Genomic DNA, 22,194 nt, shown 5'->3' on the forward strand with positions numbered 1-22,194 from the left:
TTGCGGTTCGCTCAGTCGATCAACGCCGCGTCCTTCAGGAAGCGGGACGGGCGGCGCGGGTCGAACGTCAGCGTGAGCTGACGCCTGGCGCGTGTCATGGCCACGTAGAGCAGGTTGCGCGTCTCGGTCGAGCCGTCGCCGAACTCGCCGGCGGACAGGTGCGGCACGATGACGTGGTCGAACTCCAGCCCTTTCGCGGCCTCGATGCTGGACAGCACGACGCGGTCGTTGCTGCGCAGGCGCCGTCGCGCGCCGTCCATGGCCGTGAACATGCGGAACGCGCCGGCCACGCCGGCCTCCTCGGTGACAGCCACGCGGTGCAGCTGCGCGATGTTGTCGGCCACCTGGGCGGCATCCTCCCGGCGCACGAACACGCGGGCGGCCAGCGCCAGCGGGTCCAGCGCGTTCAGGAACGAGGCCTCGAAGGCCCCGGCGTCCTGCGTGCGCAGGAGGGCCATGGCGGCCTGCAGCTGCCGCCGGGCGGCGGGGTGGGCGCTGCGCAGCACATGGGCGTCGATGAAGGCGTGCGTCGTGTCGGCGCTGACCGCGGCCTCGGCCACCGCCACGCGCTGGGCGTCGGCGCTGTCGAGGTGGCGCAGCTCGATGCTGTCCACGCGGGCGCCCGAGAACAGCAGCAGCGCGTCCAGCAGCGCGGCCCGCTGCGCCGGGGTTTCGAAGCCCGTGTAGTCCTGGCAGGCGCTGGCATGCAGGCCGCGCACCAGCAGCGTCTCGGGGCGCTCCAGGTAGGGCGCGAAGCCCACCGCGTCGTACGGCACCCCGAGGCGCAGCAGCTCATGTTCGATCAGCACGGACTGCGCGGCATGCCGCAGCAGCACCCGCAGGCTGGACAGCGCCTTCTGCGGGTGGTGGGCCTGCGCCTGGCGGGCGATGAAGGCAGCGGCCAGCCGCGGGCTCTCGCAGGGCTCCAGCCGGATGGCCGTCTGCAGCGCGTCGTCCGCCGCGTAGGGCTTGCCGGCCAGCGCGCCGACGTGGCGGGCCAGCTGCGGGCTGAAGCGGCGGCTGTGCGTCAGCGGCAGCACCTCGGGCGTGCCGATCTCGGCGCGGAAGTGCTCGCGCATGAAGCCGGCCTCGGCGCCCGTCTGCGAGTGGATGACCTGGTCCCGGTCGCCCACGCCGACGAACGCGGCGCGCGGGTTGGCGGCCAGCACCGCCTTCAGCACGGTGAAGGCGGCGCGGTTCACGTCGTGCATCTCGTCGACGCAGATCAGCGTGAGGCCCTGCTGCAGCGCCGCGTCGCCGGCGTCGATCTCGCCGCTCAGCAGCGCCCGGGCCAGGTCGTAGGCGCCGTCGCCCTGGAAGCGGAACTCCGGCCGGTCGGGGTGGCCGCCCTTGCGGGCGAACTCGTAGCAGGCCCAGGCGCGCATCGTCAGGTAGCCGAAGCCCAGCTCGTCGGCCAGCGCGGGCGTCATGCGCTCCTCCGGGTCGAGATGCTCCACCACCATGCGGCCCTTGAGCACGTCGAAGGACTTCAGCAGCCCTTCGACGAGGTCGTGCGGCTGGGCGTCGGCCATCAGGTCGTCGGGGTGGCGCTCGTCCGGCAGCGACTGCGCGCGTTCGATGGCGCGCACCACGTAGGGCCTGGCCTGCTCGGGCGACGCGATGACGCGCGTGGCCACGCCTTCAGCGGCCACGAGCACGGCCAGGCTGAAGGCCTCGAAGGTCTGGATGCGCAGCTTCTGCACGACCGCCCGGGGCACGCCGATGCTCGCCAGCCGCTGCTGGAGCGCCGTGACGGCGGGCGCCGTGTACGTCAGGGCCAGCACGGTCTCGGGCTGGGCGCCGCGCTGCAGCGCCTGCGCGATGCGCAGCGCCAGCGTCGTCGTCTTCGCCGCGCCGGCATTGGCCTCCACGAGCAGCAGGCGGGTTCTCAGCAGCTGGATGGCCAGCTGTTCGGCGCTGGGGGTGATGCCAGTGGGCTGGAAGGGGACGTCGCTCATCGAGCGGATTGTCCCGCGCCGCATGGGCCCGACTAGCGACGTTGCACGTCGGGCCGCATCACTTCACCGTCGCCCACTTGGCCTGCGGCGCGTCGTTGGCCGAGTGCGGGATCGTCACGCCGGCCCGCATGGCCCACGGGCGCACCTGGTGGTGAATGGGGATGAACAGGAACTCGTCGCGGGTGCGCTTGAGCGCTTCCTGCATCAGCGCCAGCCGCTTGGGCACGTCGGTCTCGACCTTCATCTGCTGCACCAGCGCGTCCACCTTGGCGTCGCTGACGCGCGAGAAGTTACCCTTGCCGTCGACGCCGCCGGTCTTGGTGTGCACGATGTCCTGCAGCGTGTACTGCGCGTCGAACGTCGTCACGCCCCAGCCGTACATGTACAGCGGCAGCTCGAAGCGCTGCATCGCGGCAGAGTGCTGCGTCATCGGCTGCGTCGTCAGCCTTGCCTTCACGCCGATGCGCGCCCACATGGCCACCACGGCCTGGCAGATCTCCTCGTCGTTGACGTAGCGGTCGTTGGGGCAGGCCAGCGGCACCTCAAAGCCCTCGGCGTAGCCCGCATCCGCCAGCAGTTGCTTTGCGCGCGCCACGTCCGGCTTGGCGACGGTGTCCAGCTCGGCCGACCAGCCGTAGGTCACCGGCGCCACCATGACGGCCGCGGGGATGGAGAGGCCGCGCATCAGGCTGCGCTTGATGGCCTCGCGGTCGATGGCGATGGACAGCGCCTCGCGCACGCGCCTGTCCTTGAACGGGTTCTTGCCCTTCACGCTGCTGCCCTTGATTTCGTCGCTGCTGGCGTCCAGCGCGAAGAAGATGGTGCGGTTCTCGGGCCCGTCGATGACCTTGAGCCGCGGGTCGGCCTTGAGCTTGGCGACGTCCTGCGGCGGCAGGTCGGTCAACAGATCCAGGTCGCCCGACAGCAGCGCGGCGACGCGCGTCGCGTCCGACTTGATCGGCAGGTAGGTCACCGCGCTGATGTTGCCGGACGGCTTGTCCCACCAGTCCTTGTTGGCCACCATCGTGAGCTTCTGGTCCGGCGTCCAGCCCGTGATGCGGAAAGGCCCCGTGCCCATCGCGTTGCGAGACGCATAGGTGTCCTCCTTGGCCTTGAAGTCCTGCGGGTTCTCGTTGCGGTTCTTCTGCGCCCAGGCCTTGCTCATGATGCGCACATAGGTCAGGTTGCGCGTCAGCACGGGGTTGGGGCCGTCGAGGATGAAGTCCACCGTGTGGCTGTCGATCTTCTTCACCTCCTTGATGCCGGAGGCGTAGATGATCATGTTGCTGGCCGGATGCTTGATGCGCTGCAGGCTGAAGACCACATCGTCCGCCGTGAACGGCGTGCCGTCGTGGAACTTCACGCCGCGGCGCAGGTCGAAGCGCAGCTGCGTGGGCGTCACGTAGGTCCACTTTGTCGCCAGCGCCGGTTCCACGTCGAACTTCTCCGTGTAGCGCGTCAGGCCCTCGTAGGCATAGCCCGTGATGGTGGCCGTGGCGGAGTGGTTCTGCGAGTGCGGGTCCAGCGTCTGCACGTCGTTCTGCGCGGCCCAGCGCAGCGTGTTCGCGCCGGCCAGGTTGGCGGCCAGCAGCAGGGCGGTGGCGAGGGTGGCGAGCTTGCTCATTTGACGGTCGTGTAGCGGGCTTCGAAGTAGTCGTTGGAGCGGTGCGCGGTGTCCACGCCCGGCTTCATCGCCCACGGGCGGATCTGGTGGTGGATGGGGATGAACAGCGACTCGTCGCGGATGCGCAGCAGCGCCTCGCGGATCAGCGCGTTGCGTCTGGGCACGTCGGGCTCGAACTTGATCTTCTGGATCAGCTCATCGAGCTTGGCGTCGCTGACCTTGCCGAAGTTGAAGTTGCCGTCCGCGCCGTTGGTGCGCGTGTGGCCCCAGGCCTGCATCGCGTACAGCGCGTCATAGGTGGAGACGCCCCAGCCCAGCATGTAGAACGGCGACTCGCCGCGCTGGAAGGTCTGGCTGTGCGTGGAAAAGGGCGCGGCCACCAGCCGGGTCTTCACGCCGATCTTGGCCCACATGGACACGGCCGCCTGGCAGATCTGCTCGTCGTTGACGTAGCGGTTGTTGGGGCAGTGCAGCGGCAGCTCGAAGCCCTGGGCATAGCCCGCCTCGGCCAGCAGCTTGCGGGCCTTGTCGAGGTCGGGCTTGAGGGGCGTGTCCAGCGCCGCGTCGTAGCCGTTCACGCCGGGTGGGATCATCAGCGCCCCCGGCACCGACAGGCCACGCATGATGCTGCGCTTGATCGCCTCGCGGTCCAGCGCCAGGTTCATCGCCTCGCGCACTTTTCGGTCCTTGAACGGGTTCTTGCCCTTCACGCTGGACTCGCGCAACTCGTCGCTGCCCTGGTCCATGACGAAGAAGATGGTGCGGATCTCCGAGCCTTCCAGCAGCCTGACCTTGCCGTCCTCCTTCAGCTTGAAGAAGTCCTGCGGTGGCAGGTCGGTGACGAGGTCCACGTCGCCCGACAGCAGCGCCGCCACACGCGTCGGCGCGCTCTTGATGGGCAGGTAGCTCAGCTCGGTGACGTTGCCGGGGTTCTTGTCCCACCATGCGGTGTTGGCCACCATCTTCACGGCCTGGTCGGGCTGCCAGCTCACCAGCTTGTACGGCCCCGTGCCGTTGGCGTTGCGCGACGCGTAGTTCTCTTCCTTGGCCTTGTAGTCCTGCGTGTTGGTCGTGTTGTTCTTCGCCGACCACGCCTTGCTCATGATGGAGAAGCTGATGATGTTCTGCAGCAGCATCGGCGTGGGGGCCTCGAGGATCAGGTCGACCGTGTGGTCGTCGATCTTCTTCACGGCCTTGATGCCCGACACATAGGTCTGCTTGGTGCCCTGCGGCTGCGTGATGCGGCCGAAGCTGAACACGACGTCGTCGGCCGTGAACGGCGAGCCGTCGTGGAACTTCACCCCCTTGCGCAGGTCGAAGCGCACCTGCGTCTGCGAGAGGTACGTCCACTTGGTGGCCAGCGACGGCTCGGGGCGGTAGTCCTTGCTCAGCCGGGTCAGGCCCTCGTAGATGTGGGCGCCGATGGCGTTGGAGGTGTTGTGGTCCTGCGAGTGCGGGTCCAGCGTCAGGATGTCGTTCTGCGCGGCCCAGCGCAGCGGGGCGGCCTGGGCGGCGACCAGGGTGAGCGCGGCCAGCAGTGGCAGCAGGCGGAGCGTGGACTTCATGCGGCTTCCTTCGTCGGAGTTGAGGGACGGCAGAAGCCAAAAAATGTAGCGGCGCGCGCTGAGGTTCTGGCTAGGGCTTGCCCGCGACTTCCAGTGAGCAATCGCAACCGCTGCCCGACGAGATCCAGCGCTTCACCAGCCAGCCCCGCGGGCCGCTCGGTTGCGCCGTCAGCGCGCCGCACACATAGCGTGCACCGTCCCATTGCAGGGCGACGCAGGCACCTTTGAGGCGCCGGCTCAGCAGCGCGCCCAGCGGGCAGGGCTCGGCCAGGCAGCAGACGCCGCAGCCGTTGCACGCCGCGCCGACGGCCGGCTTGGGCGGCGCGTCGGGGTGGATTTCGATGACCTGTCGCGTCAGGTCTTGACGCCCAGCTCGCGCAGGCGCTCGTTGAGGTAGGCGTCCGCCGTGTAGCGGTCGCTGAGCACGACGTTGTCACGCGGATGCAGGAACAGCGGCAGTGACACGCGGCTCTTCTTCGCGCCTTCACCGGTGGGGTTGACGACGCGGTGCTGCGTCGACGGGTAGTAGCCCTCCGAGGCCTCCTGGAGCATGTCACCGATGTTGATCGTCAGCGTGCCGAAGTCGCACGGCACGTCGTGCCAGGCACCGTCCTTGCCCAGCACCTGCAGGCCCGGCTCGTTGGCGGCGGGCAGGATGGTCAGCAGGTTGATGTCGCCATGCGCCGCCGCACGCAGCGAGCCGGCGGGCTCGTTGCCCGTCAGCGGCGGATAGCGCAGCACGCGCAGCAGCGTCTTCGTGCTGCCCTGGATCATGTTCGACAGCGGCTCGCGGTAGCGCGCGGCGATCTCCGGCGGCGTGTACTTCTCGACCCAGCCCAGCAGTTCCTCCGCCAGCGCGTTGGCCTCGCGGTAGTAGGTGAGGGCGTCCGCCTTCAGTTGTTCAGGGATGCGACCCCAGGGGTAGACGTGGAAGTATTCCTTGATGTCCTTCTGCGTCGAGCCCTTCGCGGTTTCGGAAATCTCGGTGGAGAAATAGCCGTCCTGCGTTTCCTTGGAAAACGCGAATCCGTGCTTGGCCTCGCCGTTGAAGAAGGCCAGCCAGTCGGCATAGATCTTCTCGACCAGCGCCTGGCGGATGGGGTGGTTGGTCAGCACGCCGAACCCGGTCTCGTGCAGGGAGCGGGTGAACTTTTCGGCCGCGTCGGGCGCGCGGTAGTCGACGACCTGGACTTGCATGGGGATCTCCTGAATGTCCCTGCGCAGCCATTCAATCGCGGGGCTGTCGCGGGCGCAAGTTTACTGAGCAGTCAACTTTTCAAATCCTGGATCAGTGAACTTTGTCGCAACCCGAGCGGCTTGCCGGGCAAACCCGAGGTGCTAGAGTTCGGCCCCTTGAGACTTATGGTCCTTCCCGTCCCTTTTTCTGACTCCAGAGAAGGTGGGTCGCAATCCGCCAATCGGTCGAGCCGTGTCGCGGAAGGTTCTTCAACCAGCCAACTCCCTGGAAACCGGGGCATGAGGTGAGCGAAAGATGATGCAGCAATACAGGTCGAACTCCTACCTGTTCGGTGGCAATGCCCCGTACGTGGAGGAGATGTACGAGGCTTACCTCGACAACCCGGGCTCCGTGCCCGACAACTGGCGCGACTACTTCGACGCCCTCCAGCACGTCCCGGCCGTGGACGGCAGCGAGGCCCGTGACGTCGCCCACGCGCCGGTCATCGAATCTTTCGCTCAACGGGCCAAGGCCAACGCCTTCGCCAACAAGGCCTCCAGCGCCGATCTGGCCGTCGCCCGCAAGCAGGTGCACGTGCAGTCGCTGATCGCGGCCTACCGCTTCCTCGGCAACCGCTGGGCGGAGCTGGACCCGCTCAAGCGCGCCGAGCGCCCCAAGATCCCCGAACTCGACCCCGCGTTCTACGACCTGACCGAGTCCGACATGGACATCTCGTTCAGCGCCGTGAACAGCTACTTCGGTGGCGAGACCATGACGCTGCGCCAGATCGTGCAGGCGCTGCGCGAGACCTACTGCGGCAGCATCGGCGCCGAGTTCATGCATGGCTCCGATCCGGCCGAGAAGCGCTGGTGGCAGGAGCGCCTGGAGAAGTCGCGCAGCAAGCCCGCCTTCGGCGCCGAGAAGAAGAAGGCCATCCTGGAACGCCTGACGGCCGCCGAGGGCCTGGAGCGCTACCTGCACACCAAGTACGTCGGCCAGAAGCGCTTCTCGCTGGAAGGCGGCGAGAGCTTCATCGCCGCGATGGACGAGCTGATCAAGCGCGCCGGTGAACGCGGCGTGCAGGAAATCGTCATCGGCATGGCCCACCGCGGCCGCCTGAACGTGCTGGTCAACACGCTGGGCAAGATGCCTGCCGACCTGTTCGCCGAGTTCGAGCACAAGGCTGCCGAAGACCTGCCCGCCGGTGACGTGAAGTACCACCAGGGCTTCAGCTCCGACGTGTCCACGGCCGGCGGCCCGGTGCACCTGTCGCTGGCCTTCAACCCGTCCCACCTGGAAATCGTCAACCCGGTCGTCGAAGGCAGCGTGCGCGCCCGCCAGGACCGCCGTGGCGACACCGCCGGCGCGCAGGTGCTGCCGGTGCTGGTGCACGGTGACGCGGCCTTCGGTGGCCAGGGCGTCGTGCAGGAAACGCTGGCGATGGCCCAGACCCGCGGCTACCGCACGGGCGGCACGGTGCACATCGTCATCAACAACCAGATCGGCTTCACCACCAGCGACCCGCGCGACCTGCGCTCCACCTGGTACTGCTCCGACGTCGTCAAGATGGTCGAGGCGCCCGTGCTGCACGTGAACGGTGACGACCCGGAAGCCGTCGTCTACGCCATGCAGCTGTGCATGGACTACCGCGCCGAGTTCAAGAAGGACGTCGTCATCGACATCGTCTGCTTCCGCAAGCTGGGCCACAACGAGCAGGACACGCCGGCGCTGACGCAGCCGCTGATGTACAAGAAGATCGGCGCCCACCCCGGCACGCGCAAGGTCTACGCCGACAAGCTGGTCGCCCAGAACGTGCTGCCTGCCGAGGGCCCGGACGAGATGGTCAAGACCTACCGGGCCGCCATGGACGAAGGCCGCCACACCGTCGACCCGGTGCTGACCAACTTCAAGAGCAAGTTCGCCACCGACTGGTCGCCCTTCCTGGGCAAGAAGTGGACGGACAGCTGCGACACCGCCATCCCCGCCACCGAGTGGAAGCGCCTGGCCGAGAAGCTGACGACGCTGCCCAAGGACTTCACGCCGCACAACCTCGTCGCGAAGCTGTACGCCGACCGCGCCGCGATGGGCCGAGGTGAGGTCAACATCGACTGGGGCATGGGCGAGTCCATGGCGTTCGCGTCGCTGGTGGCTTCCGGCTACCCGGTGCGCCTGTCGGGCGAGGACAGCGGCCGCGGCACGTTCACGCACCGCCATGCCGTGCTGCACGACCAGAACCGCACCAACTGGGACGACGGCACCTACATCCCGCTGCAGAACGTCGCCGAGGGCCAGGCACCCTTCGTCGTCATCGACTCCATCCTGTCGGAAGAGGCGGTGCTGGGCTTCGAGTACGGCTACGCCGCCGCCGAGCCCAACACGCTGACCATCTGGGAAGCCCAGTTCGGTGACTTCGTCAACGGCGCGCAGGTCGTCATCGACCAGTTCATCGCCTCCGGCGAAGTGAAGTGGGGCCGTGCCAACGGCCTGACGATGATGCTGCCGCACGGCTACGAAGGCCAGGGCCCCGAGCACAGCTCGGCCCGCCTGGAGCGCTTCATGCAGCTGGCTGCGGACAACAACATGCAGATCGTGCAGCCCACCACGGCCTCGCAGATCTTCCATGTGCTGCGCCGCCAGATGCTGCGCATGTTCCGCAAGCCGCTGGTCATCATGACGCCCAAGAGCCTGCTGCGCGCGAAGGACGCGACGTCGCCGCTGGCCGAGTTCACCAAGGGCGAGTTCAAGACCGTCATCGGCGAGCAGAACGCCGAGATCGCGGCCGACAAGGTCAAGCGCGTCATCGTCTGCTCGGGCAAGGTCTACTACGACCTCGTCAAGACCCGTGCCGAGAAGAAGCACAACGACGTGGCCATCATCCGTGTCGAGCAGCTGTACCCCTTCCCGCACAAGGCCTTCGCGGCCGAGCTGAAGAAGTACCCGAACGCCACCGACATCGTCTGGTGCCAGGACGAGCCTCAGAACCAGGGGGCCTGGTTCTTTGTGCAGCACTATGTGCACGAGAACATGCTCGAAGGCCAGAAGCTCGGCTATGCCGGCCGCGCCGCCAGCGCCAGCCCGGCCTGCGGCTACGCCCACCTGCATCAGGAGCAGCAGAAGGCGCTGCTGGATCAGGCCTTCGCCAAGCTCAAGGGCTTCATCCTCACCAAATAAGACCTGCCGCGCAGCGCCCTGAACAGGCGCTGCGCTCGCTTGCGCCTGCGCATCTCACACCCAAATACAAGACACGGAGCCTCCACATCATGGCCATCGTTGACGTCCAAGTTCCCCAGTTCTCCGAATCCGTTTCCGAAGGCACGCTGCTGACCTGGAAGAAGAAGCCCGGCGAAGCCGTCACCGTCGACGAGACCCTCGTCGAGATCGAGACCGACAAGGTCGTGCTGGAAGTGCCGGCACCCGCTTCCGGCGTGCTGACCGAGATCGGCGTCGCCGATGGCAGCACCGTCACCAGCCAGCAGTTGCTGGCCAAGATCGACACCGAAGGCAAGGCCGGCGCTGCCGCGCCCGCGCCCGCTGCTGCCGCGCCGGCCGCTGCACCGGCGACCGCCGCCCCCGCTGCCACCGGCGGCAACAAGGGTGACGTGGCCATGCCCGCCGCCGCCAAGATCCTGGCCGAGAAGGGCCTGGCGGCCACCGACGTCGCCGGCTCCGGCAAGGACGGCCGCGTGACCAAGGGCGACGCGCTGGCCGCCTCGGCCAAGCCCGCCGCCGCCCCGCTGGTCGTGCCCGCCGCGCCCGCCGTCGCCAAGCCGCTGCCCAGCGTGGCCGCTCCCAGCCTGCAAAGCCTGGGCGAGCGCCCCGAGCAGCGCGTGCCCATGACCCGCCTGCGCGCCCGCATCGCCGAGCGCCTGCTGCAGTCGCAAGCCACCAACGCCATCCTGACCACGTTCAACGAAGTGAACATGGCCCCAGTGATGGAGCTGCGCAAGAAGTTCCAGGACAGCTTCACCAAGGAACACGGCACCAAGCTGGGCTTCATGAGCTTCTTCGTGAAGGCCGCCGTGCACGCGCTGAAGAAGTACCCGGTTCTGAACGCCTCGGTCGACGGTAACGACATCGTCTACCACGGCTATTTCGACATCGGTATCGCCGTCGGCTCGCCGCGCGGCCTGGTCGTGCCCATCCTGCGCAATGCGGACCAGATGAGCTTCGCCGACATCGAGAAGAAGATCGCCGAGTTCGGCAAGAAGGCCCAGGAAGGCAAGCTCGGCATCGACGAGATGAGCGGCGGCACCTTCTCCATCTCCAACGGCGGCACCTTCGGCTCCATGCTGTCCACGCCCATCATCAACCCGCCGCAGTCGGCCATCCTGGGCGTGCACGCCACCAAGGACCGCGCCGTCGTCGAGAACGGCCAGATCGTCATCCGCCCGATGAACTACCTGGCCATGTCCTATGACCACCGCATCATCGACGGCCGCGAAGCCGTGCTGGGCCTGGTGGCGATGAAGGACGCGCTGGAAGACCCGTCGCGCCTGCTGTTCGACATCTAAGTCGGAGCTACTGCGCGGCTTCATGGCGGCGCTGTGGGGCCCGTCCTCGGCATCCTCGCGTAGCGCTGCTACGTTCCGGTGCCTCGGCACCCGCGCCTTGCCCTGAAGCCGCTCGCTACGCTCCGACAGGGGCGTCAACGAAGAGTTGGAGAACTGAATGACCACCAAGCAATTCGACGTCGTCGTCATCGGCGGCGGCCCCGGCGGCTACATCGCGGCCATCCGCGCGGCGCAGCTCGGCATGAACGTCGCCTGTGTCGACGAGTGGAAGAACGACAAGGGCGGCCCGGCCCCGGGCGGCACCTGCACGAACGTGGGCTGCATCCCGTCCAAGGCGCTGCTGCAGTCGTCGGAGCACTTCGACCATGCCGGCCACCACTTCGCTGAGCACGGCATCAGCCTGGACAACCTGAAGATCGACATCGCCAAGATGGTCGGTCGCAAGGATGCCGTCGTGAAGCAGAACAACGACGGCATCCTCTACCTGTTCAAGAAGAACAAGGTCACCTTCTTCCACGGCCGCGGCAGCTTCGTCGCCGCCAAGGATGGCGGTTATGAACTCAAGGCCGGCGACGAGACCGTGTTCGCCAAGCAGGTCATCCTGGCCACGGGTTCCAACGCCCGCCAACTGCCCGGCGCGGAGTTCGACGAAGAGCTGATCCTGTCCAACGACGGCGCGCTGCGCATCCCGGCCGTGCCGGGCAAGCTGGGCGTCATCGGCTCGGGCGTGATCGGCCTGGAGATGGGCTCGGTCTGGCGTCGCCTGGGTTCGGAAGTGACTATCCTGGAAGCCATGCCGGCCTTCCTGGCCGCGGCCGACGAAGGCGTGGCCAAGGAAGCCGCCAAGGTCTTCAAGAAGCAGGGCCTGGACATCCAGCTCAGCGTCAAGATCAGCAAGGTCACCAAGGGCAAGAACGACGTCACCGTCGCCTACACCGACGCCAAGGGTGCCGAGCAGACGCTGGTGGTCGACAAGCTGATCGTCTCCATCGGCCGCGTGCCCAACACCATCGGCCTGAACGTTGAGGCCGTGGGCCTGAAGCTCGACGACCGCGGCGCCATCGTCGTCGACGACGAGTGCAAGACCAACCTGCCGGGCGTCTGGGCCGTGGGTGACGTGGTGCGTGGCCCCATGCTCGCGCACAAGGCCGAGGAAGAGGGCGTGGCGGTGGCCGAGCGCATGGCCGGCCAGCATGGCCACGTCAACTTCAACACCATCCCTTGGGTCATCTACACCAGCCCCGAGATCGCCTGGGTCGGCAAGACCGAGCAGCAGCTGAAAAGCGAAGGCGTGGCTTACAAGGCCGGCCAGTTCCCGTTCCTGGCCAACGGCCGCGCCCGCGCGCTGGGTGACACGACCGGCTTCGTCAAGTTCCTGGCCGATGCCAAGACCGACGAGATCCTGGGCGTGCACATCATCGGCCCGTTCGCGTCCGAGCTGATCTCGGAAGCCGTCGTCGCGATGGAGTTCAAGGCCTCGGCCGAGGACATCGCCCGCATCTGCCACGCCCACCCGTCGCTGTCCGAGGCGACCAAGGAAGCGGCGCTGGCCGTCGACAAGCGCACGCTGAACTTCTGATCGCGCACAGCGACACAAAAGGGGCGGCCGAACAGTCGCCCCTTTTTTTGCCATGACCACAGTCACCGAGCTCTACCAGCAGACCCTCGCCGAGCGCGGCTTCAAGGCCGACGCGGCGCAGCTGCGGGCCATCCAGGCGCTGCAGCGCTGCCAGGACGAGTGGGAGGCCTACAAGGCCCGCCGCAGCAACGCCGTGACCAAGCTGCTGGTGCGCCCGCCCATCCCGCGTGGCGTCTACATGTACGGCGGCGTGGGCCGCGGCAAGAGCTTCCTGATGGACTGCTTCTTCCAGGCCGTGCCGCTGACGCGCAAGACGCGTCTGCACTTCCACGAGTTCATGCGCGAGGTGCACCGCGAGCTGCAGGAGCTCAAGGGCATCGCCGACCCGCTGGAGGAGCTGGGCAAGCGCATCGCGCGGCGCTTTCGCCTCATCTGCTTCGACGAATTCCATGTGGCGGACGTGACCGACGCGATGATCCTGCACCGGCTGCTGGACGCGCTGTTCCGCAACCGCGTGTCCATCGTCACCACGTCCAACTTCCACCCGGATGAGCTGTACCCCAACGGGCTGCACCGCGACCGCATCCTGCCGGCCATCGAGCTGCTGAAGGCGAATCTGGAAGTCATCAACGTCGACGCCGGCACCGACTACCGTCGCCGCACGCTGGAGGACATGAAGCTCTACCTGACGCCTCTGAACGACGAGACCGAGGCCACGCTGACGCAGGCCTTCGAATCGCTCGCCGAGGCGCAGGACGAGGACCGCAAGCTGATGATCGAGCACCGCGCGATCTACGCGCGCCGGCGCGCCGGTGGCGTCGTGTGGTTCGACTTCCAGACGCTGTGCGGCGGCCCGCGCTCGCAGAACGACTACCTGGAGCTGGCCAGCCAGTTCCACACCGTCATCCTGTCCGACGTGCCCGAGATGCCCGTGCGGCTGGCCAGCGAGGCGCGCCGCTTCACGTGGCTGGTGGACGTGCTGTACGACCGCCGCGTCAAGCTCATCATCTCGGCGGCGGTGCCGGCGGAGGCGCTCTACACCGAAGGCCCGCTGGCCCACGAGTTCCCGCGCACCGTGTCGCGCTTGCAGGAAATGCGCTCGGCGGAGTACCTTGCGCTGGCCCGGCGTGACGTCGACACATCGCTGACCTGATGAGCCTTTCGATCCTTGTCCTTGCTGCTGCCGCTTCGGCGCCGCAGATCCAGCCCGCCACGCGTGCCGAGGTCGCCGCGCAGCGCGCCGCGGTCGAGCAGCGTTTCGAGCGGGAGGCCGCCGAGTGCCAGCAGCGCTTCGCCGTCAGCCCCTGCCTGGAGGACGTGCGCCAGCGCCGCCAGGCCGCGCTGGCGCCGCTGGTGCGGCACGAGCATGAGCTGGCCGCCGAGGAGCGCCGCGGCCGTGCCGCCGCGCAGACTCAGCGCGTGAAGGAGCGCGAGCTGGCCGCCGCGCAGGAGGAGGGCCAGCGCCGCCAGCAGCTGCTGGCCGCCCCGCCGGCGGAGCCGCCCGCTGTGCCGGCCTCGCACGTCACGCGGGCCCGCAACCCCGAGGCCGCGGCGCGCGAGCGCGACAAGGCCGCCAGCCAGGCGCAGGCCCAGGCCGCCGAGCGGCGCGAACGCGCGCAGCAGCGCCAGGAGCGCATGCGCGAACGCGTCGCCGAGAACGAGGCCCGGCAGCAGCATCGCGGCAAGCCTGCGGCTGCGCCGCTGCCCGTGCCGGGCGCGTCAGCCGCGTCGAGGTAACCGGCTCAGTCGAGGTTCTCGAGCTTGACGATGGCGAGCGAGAGGTTGTCGCCGCCGCCGCGCGCGCGCTGGCGCGCCTTGCTCACCAGCAGCTCGGCCGCCTCGCGCGGCGGCAGGCTGTACAGCACGCTGCCCAGCTCCTGCGCGGTGAAGTAGTGCCACAGCCCGTCGCTGCAGCACATCAGCGTATCGCCCACTTCCAGGCCCTCGAAGCGCTCCGACGTGGACGTCGGGTCCTGCACGGTGCCGAGACACGCGGTCAGCAGGTTGCTCTGCGGGTGTGAGCTGGCTTCGGCTTCGGTCAGCTGGCCTTCGTCGACGAGGCGCTGCACGTACGAATGGTCCATGGAGCGCTTCACGAGGCGCGCGCCGCGGAACCAGTAGATGCGGGAGTCGCCGGAGTGGATCCAGTGCGCGCAGCGGTCGCTGCTGACGACGAAGCCGGCGATGGTGCTGTGCGGCTCCTCCTCGGCGGAGATGGCCGTCAGCTTGATCATCAGGTGCGCCTCGGACGTGATCTGGCTCAGCAGCTCCGCGGGTGATTCGTCCTCGGGCGAGTAGCGCTCGAACAGCTGGCGGGCGGTCAGGATGACCTGGTCGGCCGCCTTGCGGCCGCCGCTCTTGCCGCCCATGCCGTCGGCCACGATGCCCATCACGCAGCCCTCGATGCGCGGGTGGGCGATGACGGCCACCTGGTCCTGCTGGTAGGCGCGGTCGCCACGGTGGGTGCCGGTGGCGGCGCTGAGTCGGAATCCGGCGGCGGTGGAGGGAGATGCCATGGCGAAAACTATACTGGCCTGTCCGCTTTCGACCCGTCGTGAGCCGCTCTCGTTAACCCCGGATGGATGAACAACTTCACTCGCTGACGCGGCGGCTCATCGAGTTGCGCATGGAGCATGCCGACCTTGACGCGATGATCGACCGGATGGCCGAGCAGGCGCCACTGGACGAACTGGCGCTGCAGCGGCTGAAGAAGCGCCGGCTGGCGCTGCGCGACATGATCGCGCGCCTGGAAGTCACGTCCGAGCCCGATGACCGAGCCTGACCTGGACGACTGGCTGGACGCGCTCGACCAGGCCACGCCGCCCGCGCCGCCTGCCGCCGACGAGCTGGCTCAGGCCGTCGAGGCGGCGTTCGACCACGACGGCCCGCTGGCCCGGCTGGACCCGGGCTACAAGCCCCGTGAGCCGCAGCTGCAGATGACCCGTGCCGTCGCGCGCGCGCTGAGCCGCCGCCAGGCCCTGGTTGTCGAGGCCGGGACGGGCGTCGGCAAGACCTTCGCCTACCTCGTGCCCGCGCTGCTGGCGGGCAGCCGCGCGCTCATCAGCACGGCCACCAAGAGCCTGCAGGACCAGCTCTACCTGCGCGACCTGCCGCGGCTCACCAAGGCGCTGAACACGCCCGTGCGGCTGGCGCTGCTGAAAGGCCGCAGCAGCTACCTGTGCCTGCACCGCATGAAGGAGGCGCGCGTGTCCGGCGAGTTCCCGGACCGGCGCACCGCGATGTCGTTGGCGCGCATCGAGCGCTGGGCGCTGGGCACGGCGACGGGCGACTTCGCCGAGATCGACGGCCTGGACGAGCGCTCGCCCATCATCCCCATCGTCAGCTCCAGCCGCGAGAACTGCCTGGGCCAGGAATGCCCGGACTGGAAGGCCTGCTACGTCGTGAAGGCGCGGCGCGAGGCGATGGAGGCCGATGTCGTCGTCGTCAACCACCACCTGTTTTTCGCCGACATGACGCTGCGCGACACCGGCGTGGCCGAGCTGCTGCCCAGCGTCGAGATCGCCATCTTCGACGAGGCGCACCAACTGGCCGAGGCCGGCGTGCAGTTCCTCGGCACGCTGCTGGGCACGGCCGCACTGATCGACTTCGCGCGCGACATGCTGGCGCAAGGCCTGGCCCATGCGCGCGGCGTGAACGACTGGCAGGGGCTGCATGCCGGCGTCGAGAAGGCCGCGCGCGAGCTGCGGCTGGCGGCCGCCGGCGCGCTGGCCACGGCCGGGCGCGAGCTGCGCGGCACGCTGAAGCTGGGCTGGAAGGAGCGCGCCACGCAGCCCGCCTTCGGTGCGGCGCTCGCGGGTGTCGAGCAGGCCTGCGCCGGCGCGCTGGAGGCGCTGACCGCGGTGCGCGAGGCCGCGCCCGACTTTGCGCGGCTGTGCGAACGCGCCCAGCAGCTGCGCGACCTGGCCAGGCAGTTCGCGGCCGACCCCGACCCGGGCGATGTGCGCTGGATAGACATCAGCCCGCACGCGGCCCGGCTGGTCGAGTCGCCGCTGGACATCCGCGACGCGATGCAGCAGCAGCTCGAAGGCCCGCCCAAGGCGTGGATCTTCACGTCCGCCACGCTGGGCGACGACGAGCGCCTGACCTGGTTCACCGAGCCCGCCGGGTTGCAGGATGCCGAGATCCTGCGCGTCGGCAGCCCGTTCGACTACGCGGCCCATGCGCGGCTGTACGTGCCGCGGGGGTTCCCGAAGCCTGCTGAGCCGGCGCATGCGCCCAGCGTCGCGCTGCTGGCGTCGAGGTTGGCCAGGGCGCTGGGCGGGCGCACCTTCGTGCTGACGACGACGCTGCGCAACCTGCAGACCGTGGCCGACGCGCTGCGCGAGCGCTTCGAGGAGGGCGGCGACGCCATCGCCGTGCTGCAGCAGGGGGCGCTGCCGAAGCGTGTGCTGCTGCAGCGCTTTCTCGACAACCCGGCGTCGGTGCTGGTGGGCTCGGCGAGCTTTTGGGAAGGCATCGATGTGCCGGGCGAGGCGCTGCAGTGTGTTGTCATCGACAAGCTGCCGTTCCCGCCGCCCAACGACCCGCTCGTGGAGGCGCGCGTGCAGCGGCTGGAGGCCGAGGGGCGCAACGCGTTCTCGGAGTATTTCATCGCCGAGGCGGCGATTGCGCTCAAGCAGGGGGCGGGGCGGCTGATCCGCACCGAGACCGACCGCGGCCTGCTGGTGGTGTGCGACCCGCGCATGGCCGGCATGAACTACGGCCGCCGGCTGCGCGCCGCGTTGCCGCCGATGACGCCCGTGGCCAACGAGGCCGAGGCGCTGGAGTGGCTGCAGCGGCTGAACGCGGAGCGAACCTGAAGCGTGGGCGGGGCGTGCCCGGGCTGCAATGAAAAACGGGCCTGACGGCCCGTTCATTCAATTCACCAGACTTTCCACCACGGCTTCTTCTTCTTGCCGCCGCCCGATGCGTACTCGCTGTCGGGGAAGTTCTTGTCGAGCACGCGGCGCGCGTCGTCGCGCAGCTGCGTGAGGCCCAGCTTGTCGTAGCTCTCGCTCATGATGTAGAGCGCTTCCTCGATGCCGGGCGCGTACTGGAACTCGGCGACGGCCGACTGCGCGCGATTGGCCGCGGCCACGTAGGCCTTGCGGTTGAAGTAGTAGCGCGCGACGTGCACCTCGTAGGCCGCCAGCGTGTTGGAGATGAAGTTGGCGCGCGTCTGCGCGTCGGCCGCGTACTTGGATTCGGGGAACTGCTCGACGAGCTGGCGGAAGGCCAGCAGCGCCTCGCGCGAGGCCTGCTGGTCGCGCTCGGAGACGTCCTGGCCGGCGAGGCGGCCGAACAGGCCCAGGTCCTCGTTGAAGTTGACGATGCCCTTCATGTAGAGGGCGTAGTCCATCGCCGGGCTGGACGGGTTGAGCTTGATGAAGCGGTCCAGCGTGGACACCGCCTGCGCGCGCTCGGCCGTCTTGTAGTAGGCCCAGGCCAGGTCCAGCGTGGCCTGCTGGCCCATCGTCGTGCCGGCGGCGCGGCCTTCGATCTTCTCCAGCGTCTTGATCGCGCGGTCGTAGCTGCCGGCGTTCAGGTCGTCCTTCGCGTCTGCATACAATTTGTCCAGTGCGGCCTGCGAGTTCGGGTCGTCCTTGGCCGTGGAGCCGCAGCCGCTCATGCCGAGCGCGAACGCCATCAGGACGGCGCCGGCGACGATGCGGCCAGCCTTGAATTTCTCAACAAACATGTCTGAAGTCGGGGCTTAGCTGCCGGCCGGTCACACTGAACAATGGACGCGGAGTATAGGGCGGGGGGTCTTCAGGACCCGGAAGACGACGCGGGCGAGTTCGCGCCCGGCGACGAGGCGCCCGAGCGCCGCGGTGCCGACGTCGATGCGGGCGGGCATGGGGAGCGGCTGGACCGCTGGCTGACGGGCCTGGCGCCCGAGTTCTCGCGCAATCACCTGCAGGCGCTCATCGAGCGCGGCTGCGTGACGGTGGACGGCAAAGCTTTGCTCAAGCCGGCGCACAAGCTGCGCGCCGGCCAGCGGATCGAGATCGAGCTGCAGCCCACCGACGAGAGCCGCGCGTTCCGTGCCGAGGCGATGGCGCTGGACATCGTGTTCGAGGACGAGCACCTGATGGTCATCGACAAGCCGGTGGGCCTGGTGGTGCACCCGGCGCCGGGCAACTGGTCCGGCACGCTGATGAACGGGCTGCTGGCCCACCACCCGGCGGCGGCCAGCCTGCCGCGTGCCGGCATCGTGCACCGCCTGGACAAGGACACCAGCGGGCTGATGGTGGTCGGCAAGACGCTGGAGGCCGTCACGGCGCTGAGCCGCCAGATCGCCGCCCGCGAGGTGCATCGCGAGTACCTGGCGCTGGCGTGGGGGCGTGTCGAGGAGCCGTTCGTCGTCGAGAAGGCGATGCGCCGCGACCCGGTATCGCGCGTGAAGATGGCCATCGCGCCCGCCAACCTCGGCAAGCCGGCGCGTACCGACGTGTTCCCGCTGGGCGTGGGCGAGGTGCAGGTCAACGGGCAGGCGCGGCCGGTCAGCGCCGTGCATTGCGTGCTGCACACGGGCCGCACGCACCAGATCCGCGTGCACCTGACGCACAGCGGCCACCCGCTGCTGGCAGACACGCTGTACGGCGGCGTGCCGGCGCTGGGGATGACGCGCCAGGCGCTGCATGCGGCGCGGCTGTCGTTCACGCACCCGGCCTCCGGCGAGGCGCTGGCGCTGCGCGCGCCGCTGCCCGCCGACCTGGCCGCGGCGTGGGCACAGGTGGGCGCGGCGGAGCTTGCCGGCTGACATGGCTACAATGCGCTCCGTTGTTGTGCCTGAGCGCTGCGCCACGAGGTTGCAGCCCTTCGCGGGATCGCAGTCCCTCCCGGAAGCCGCCAACCAGATCGCCGATGCGCCCGCCCCTTGAAGGCCGGCCGCGGCGCACCATGCCAGACCGCCCCGCCGCCCGACGAACGCCTGGACCAGGCGCGCAGGCCAGGGGCCATCGCCAGAGCTCTCCCCATTGAGGGTGCGAAGTTGAGTTCATGAATACCCAGGATGCCAAGCGCGTCCTTGAAACCGCGCTGATCTGTGCCTCGCAGCCGCTGACGTTGCGCGAGATGCGCAGCCTGTTCGCCGACGAGCTTGGCGCCGACACGCTGCGCAGCCTGCTCGACGACCTGGGCCGCGACTGGGACGGCAAGGGCGTGGAGCTGGTGGCGCTGGCCTCGGGCTGGCGCTTCCAGAGCCGGCCCGAGCTGCGCGAGTACCTGGACCGGCTGCACCCGGAAAAGCCGCCGCGCTACTCGCGCGCCGTGCTGGAGACGCTGGCCATCATTGCCTACCGCCAGCCCGTCACCCGCGGCGACATCGAGGACATCCGCGGCGTCGTCGTGGCCAGCCAGATCATCAAGCAGCTGGAAGACCGCGGCTGGATCGACGTCATCGGCCACCGCGAGACGCCTGGCCGGCCGGCGCTGTACGCGACGACCAAGGCTTTTCTCGACGACCTGGGCCTGGCCAGCCTGGAACAGTTGCCGGCGCTGGACGTCGGCAGCGAGCCGCCGGCCTTCGAGGCGTTGCAGGGCCAATTGCTGGCCGACGCCGAGGAGGTGTCTGCCGAGACTCCGGCCGAGGCGGCGCCCGAGGCATCGTCCGAACTGGCTGTCGACCCGCTCGTGGAGCCGCCTGCCGCAGCGCCCGAGCCTGAGCCCGAGCCCGAGGCCACCAAGGCTCTGGCCGACCACCGGGCACCGTCGCTGAGCCTGTTCGGCAACGACGGCACCCCCGCCCTGCCTGATTCCAGTCCCACCGATCCCACCGATCCCACCGATCCGTCCCCGCAACCCCAGCACTGACCCGCATGAACGACGCCGCCGATCAAGACAAGCCCCTGCCCGCCGCCGAAGGCGATGCACCCGCAGCGCCCAAGCGGCGCCGCACGACCAAGGCTGCTGCCATCGAGGTCGCTCCGGAGGCGGCGGCTGCCGCGGACGAGGCCGCCGTGCCGGTGAAGCGCACGCGCCGCAAGGCCATCGCAGCCGAGGCGCAGGCCCCCGAGGCTGCTGCGCCTGAGGCCGCGCCTGCAGAGGAGGCAGCCCCGGCCCCGGCCCGCAAGCGCGCGCCGCGCAAGGCGGCCGCCGCCGAGGCTGAGTCGGCGCCGGCGGTGGCGCCCGAGTCGGCGCAGGCGCCGCTGTTCACGCTGGCGGACGAGGTGCCGGCTGCGGCGCCGGCCGCGGCGGCGGGCGAGGGTGACGGCGTTGATGAAGGTGAGGGCGGCGGCGGCGAGGGCGAGGACGGTGAGCGCGGTGGCCGCAGCCGCAACCGCCGGCGCAACCGCAAGGAGCGTGCGGAGCGCCAGGCGGCGACGCAGGCGGAAGGTGGCGGCAGCGAGCCGCCCAGCCCGGCCGTGACGCCAGAGCTGGTGGAGGCCGCCGGCGCGCGCTTTGCCGATGTGTTGTCGGGCAACCTGGATGCCGAGTCCGAAGGTCCGCTGGGCGAGCCGCCCACGCTGCGCCCCGAGCCGGACGAGGCAGAGGCCGGTGACGGCGAGACCAAGCGCGTGCTGGCGGCCGACGCCGACGCGCCCAAACTGCAGAAGGTGCTGGCGCAGTCCGGCATCGGTTCGCGCCGCGACATCGAGGAGTGGATCGCCGAGGGCAAGATCGAGGTGAACGGCGAGGTCGCCCACGTCGGCCAGCGCATCTCGTTCGGCGACCGCGTGAAGGTCAACGGCAAGGATGTGCGCGTGCGCATCTCGCCCCCCAACCCGCGCATCCTGGCCTACCACAAGCCCACCGGCGAGGTGTCGACGTTCAACGACCCCGAGGGCCGGCCGACCGTGTTCCGCACGCTGCCGCGCGTGCAGGGTCAGAAGTGGCAGTCCGTCGGCCGCCTGGACATCAACACCGAAGGTCTGCTGCTGTTCACCAACTCGGGTGAGCTCGCCAACCAGCTGATGCACCCGCGCTTCGGCGTGGAGCGCGAGTACGCGGCCCGTGTGCTGGGCTCGCTGAGTGACGAGCAACGCGCCAAGCTGCTGGAAGGCGTCAGCGTCGACGGCCAGACGGCCGCGTTCAAGGCCATCGAGGATGGTGGTGGCGAAGGCGCAAACCGCTGGTACCGCGTGACGATCACCGAAGGCCGCAACCGCGAGGTGCGCAAGCTGTTCGAGGCCGTCGGCATGGTCGTCAGCCGCCTGATCCGCATCCGCTACGGCACCGTTGTGCTGCCGCGAGGCCTCAAGCGTGGCGTCTGGGTGGAGCTGGGCGACGACGATGTGCGCGTCATCCGCCGCCTGGCGGGGCATACGTCCAATGCCGGCCAGAACCAAGGTCAGGGCCAGCCAGGCCAGGGCAAGGGCCAGCAGCAGGGCGGCAAGAACGACCGCAACAAGCGCCGCAACGACGACCGCCATGCCGGCGTCGGCCCGCGCCCCAGCCGGCCGCCCGAGCCGCAGCAGCAGCGTCCGCAACGCGAGGAGCGCGTGCAGCGCCGGGATCACGATGAGGATGACGATGACTTCATTCCTCACCACATCAATCCGTTGGAGCAGACCTTCGACCGCCGCCACGCCAGCGGCGGCAAGCGCGGTCTGCCCCAGGGCTTCGGCGCCGGCGGCAGCCAGCAGCAGGACAGGCCTCGCGGCGGCGGCAACAAGGGCGGCCCGCGCGAGCCCGATCCGATGCAGACCTCCGTGGGCTACATCGGCGGCGACGCCTTCCTGCGCCGCGGTGGCGGTGGCGGTGGTCGTGGCGGCAAGGGCGGTGGCGGCCGTTCGGGCGGCGGCTACGGCGGCCGGCGCTGAAACTGGCTTCAAGCTG

General features: G+C 69.1%; 16 protein-coding genes. 10 read left to right on the forward strand and 6 right to left on the reverse strand.

The genetic code is table 11. The features are described from left to right. Positions 1–11 precede the first annotated feature (11 nt). The 4 genes from ACG04Q_RS14350 to ACG04Q_RS14365 form a co-directional block, all read right to left on the reverse strand. A complete protein-coding gene (locus ACG04Q_RS14350) occupies positions 12–1,958 on the reverse strand; it encodes a UvrD-helicase domain-containing protein (RefSeq protein ID WP_394511612.1) in 1,947 nt (648 codons plus the stop codon). A 58-nt stretch (positions 1,959–2,016) separates the two neighbouring features. Beyond that, positions 2,017–3,582 (reverse strand): ABC transporter substrate-binding protein, encoded by a 1,566-nt coding sequence (locus ACG04Q_RS14355; RefSeq protein WP_394511613.1) that lies wholly within the window; start codon positions 3,580–3,582, stop codon positions 2,017–2,019. After that, the gene (locus tag ACG04Q_RS14360) at positions 3,579–5,147 is read right to left on the reverse strand and encodes an ABC transporter substrate-binding protein (RefSeq protein WP_394511614.1); all 1,569 of its coding nucleotides are present in this window, start codon (positions 5,145–5,147) and stop codon (positions 3,579–3,581) included. The genes ACG04Q_RS14355 and ACG04Q_RS14360 overlap by 4 nt, the downstream gene beginning before the upstream one ends. A 354-nt stretch (positions 5,148–5,501) precedes the next feature. Beyond that, a complete protein-coding gene (locus ACG04Q_RS14365; protein ID WP_394511615.1) occupies positions 5,502–6,344 on the reverse strand; it encodes a 2OG-Fe(II) oxygenase family protein in 843 nt (280 codons plus the stop codon). 295 nt (positions 6,345–6,639) lie between these two features. On the opposite strand from ACG04Q_RS14365, the gene ACG04Q_RS14370 reads away from it, so the two are divergent. The 5 genes from ACG04Q_RS14370 (at position 6,640) to ACG04Q_RS14390 (ending at position 14,151) form a co-directional block, all read left to right on the forward strand. After that, the gene (locus ACG04Q_RS14370) at positions 6,640–9,495 is read left to right on the forward strand and encodes a 2-oxoglutarate dehydrogenase E1 component (protein ID WP_394511616.1); all 2,856 of its coding nucleotides are present in this window, start codon (positions 6,640–6,642) and stop codon (positions 9,493–9,495) included. Positions 9,496–9,584: 89 nt separating this feature from the next. Next, positions 9,585–10,835, forward strand: a complete 1,251-nt coding sequence (gene odhB / locus ACG04Q_RS14375) for a 2-oxoglutarate dehydrogenase complex dihydrolipoyllysine-residue succinyltransferase (RefSeq protein WP_394511617.1) — start codon at positions 9,585–9,587, stop codon at positions 10,833–10,835. A 157-nt stretch (positions 10,836–10,992) separates the two neighbouring features. Continuing rightward, on the forward strand, positions 10,993–12,414 hold the full coding sequence (gene lpdA / locus ACG04Q_RS14380) for a dihydrolipoyl dehydrogenase (RefSeq protein ID WP_394511618.1): 1,422 nt from the start codon (positions 10,993–10,995) through the stop codon (positions 12,412–12,414). 52 nt (positions 12,415–12,466) lie between these two features. Then, positions 12,467–13,567: a cell division protein ZapE gene (gene zapE / locus ACG04Q_RS14385; protein ID WP_394511619.1), complete on the forward strand. Its 1,101-nt coding sequence runs from the start codon at positions 12,467–12,469 to the stop codon at positions 13,565–13,567. Continuing rightward, positions 13,567–14,151 (forward strand): hypothetical protein, encoded by a 585-nt coding sequence (locus ACG04Q_RS14390; RefSeq protein WP_394511620.1) that lies wholly within the window; start codon positions 13,567–13,569, stop codon positions 14,149–14,151. Before zapE ends, ACG04Q_RS14390 begins: the two co-directional genes overlap by 1 nt. Positions 14,152–14,156: 5 nt before the next feature. Here ACG04Q_RS14390 and ACG04Q_RS14395 read toward each other — a convergent pair whose 3' ends face one another. Then, positions 14,157–14,930 carry a PP2C family protein-serine/threonine phosphatase gene (locus ACG04Q_RS14395; RefSeq protein ID WP_394511621.1) on the reverse strand — a complete coding sequence of 258 codons (774 nt, stop codon included), beginning with the start codon at positions 14,928–14,930 and terminating at the stop codon, positions 14,157–14,159. Between the two features lie 62 nt (positions 14,931–14,992). Between ACG04Q_RS14395 and ACG04Q_RS14400 the strand changes: the two genes are divergently transcribed. Further along, positions 14,993–15,196: a YdcH family protein gene (locus ACG04Q_RS14400; RefSeq protein ID WP_394511622.1), complete on the forward strand. Its 204-nt coding sequence runs from the start codon at positions 14,993–14,995 to the stop codon at positions 15,194–15,196. Further along, complete coding sequence (locus ACG04Q_RS14405) at positions 15,183–17,234, forward strand: DNA repair helicase YoaA (RefSeq protein ID WP_394511623.1); 2,052 nt, start codon at positions 15,183–15,185, stop codon at positions 17,232–17,234. The genes ACG04Q_RS14400 and ACG04Q_RS14405 overlap by 14 nt, the downstream gene beginning before the upstream one ends. A gap of 62 nt (positions 17,235–17,296) precedes the next feature. Here ACG04Q_RS14405 and ACG04Q_RS14410 read toward each other — a convergent pair whose 3' ends face one another. Further along, complete coding sequence (locus ACG04Q_RS14410; RefSeq protein ID WP_394511624.1) at positions 17,297–18,112, reverse strand: outer membrane protein assembly factor BamD; 816 nt, start codon at positions 18,110–18,112, stop codon at positions 17,297–17,299. Positions 18,113–18,154: 42 nt separating this feature from the next. On the opposite strand from ACG04Q_RS14410, the gene ACG04Q_RS14415 reads away from it, so the two are divergent. The 3 genes from ACG04Q_RS14415 to rluB all read left to right on the forward strand — a co-directional run bounded on the left by ACG04Q_RS14415 (position 18,155) and on the right by rluB (position 22,178). Then, on the forward strand, positions 18,155–19,177 hold the full coding sequence (locus ACG04Q_RS14415; RefSeq protein WP_394511625.1) for an RluA family pseudouridine synthase: 1,023 nt from the start codon (positions 18,155–18,157) through the stop codon (positions 19,175–19,177). 239 nt (positions 19,178–19,416) lie between these two features. Then, the gene (gene scpB, locus ACG04Q_RS14420) at positions 19,417–20,229 is read left to right on the forward strand and encodes an SMC-Scp complex subunit ScpB (RefSeq protein ID WP_394511626.1); all 813 of its coding nucleotides are present in this window, start codon (positions 19,417–19,419) and stop codon (positions 20,227–20,229) included. Positions 20,230–20,234: 5 nt separating this feature from the next. Beyond that, entirely contained in the window at positions 20,235–22,178 is a 1,944-nt protein-coding gene (gene rluB, locus ACG04Q_RS14425) for a 23S rRNA pseudouridine(2605) synthase RluB (RefSeq protein WP_394511627.1), read from the forward strand. Positions 22,179–22,194 lie beyond the last annotated feature (16 nt).

Source organism: Pelomonas lactea, assembly GCF_043555885.1.
Classification (GTDB): Bacteria; Pseudomonadota; Gammaproteobacteria; order Burkholderiales; family Burkholderiaceae_C; genus Pelomonas; species Pelomonas lactea.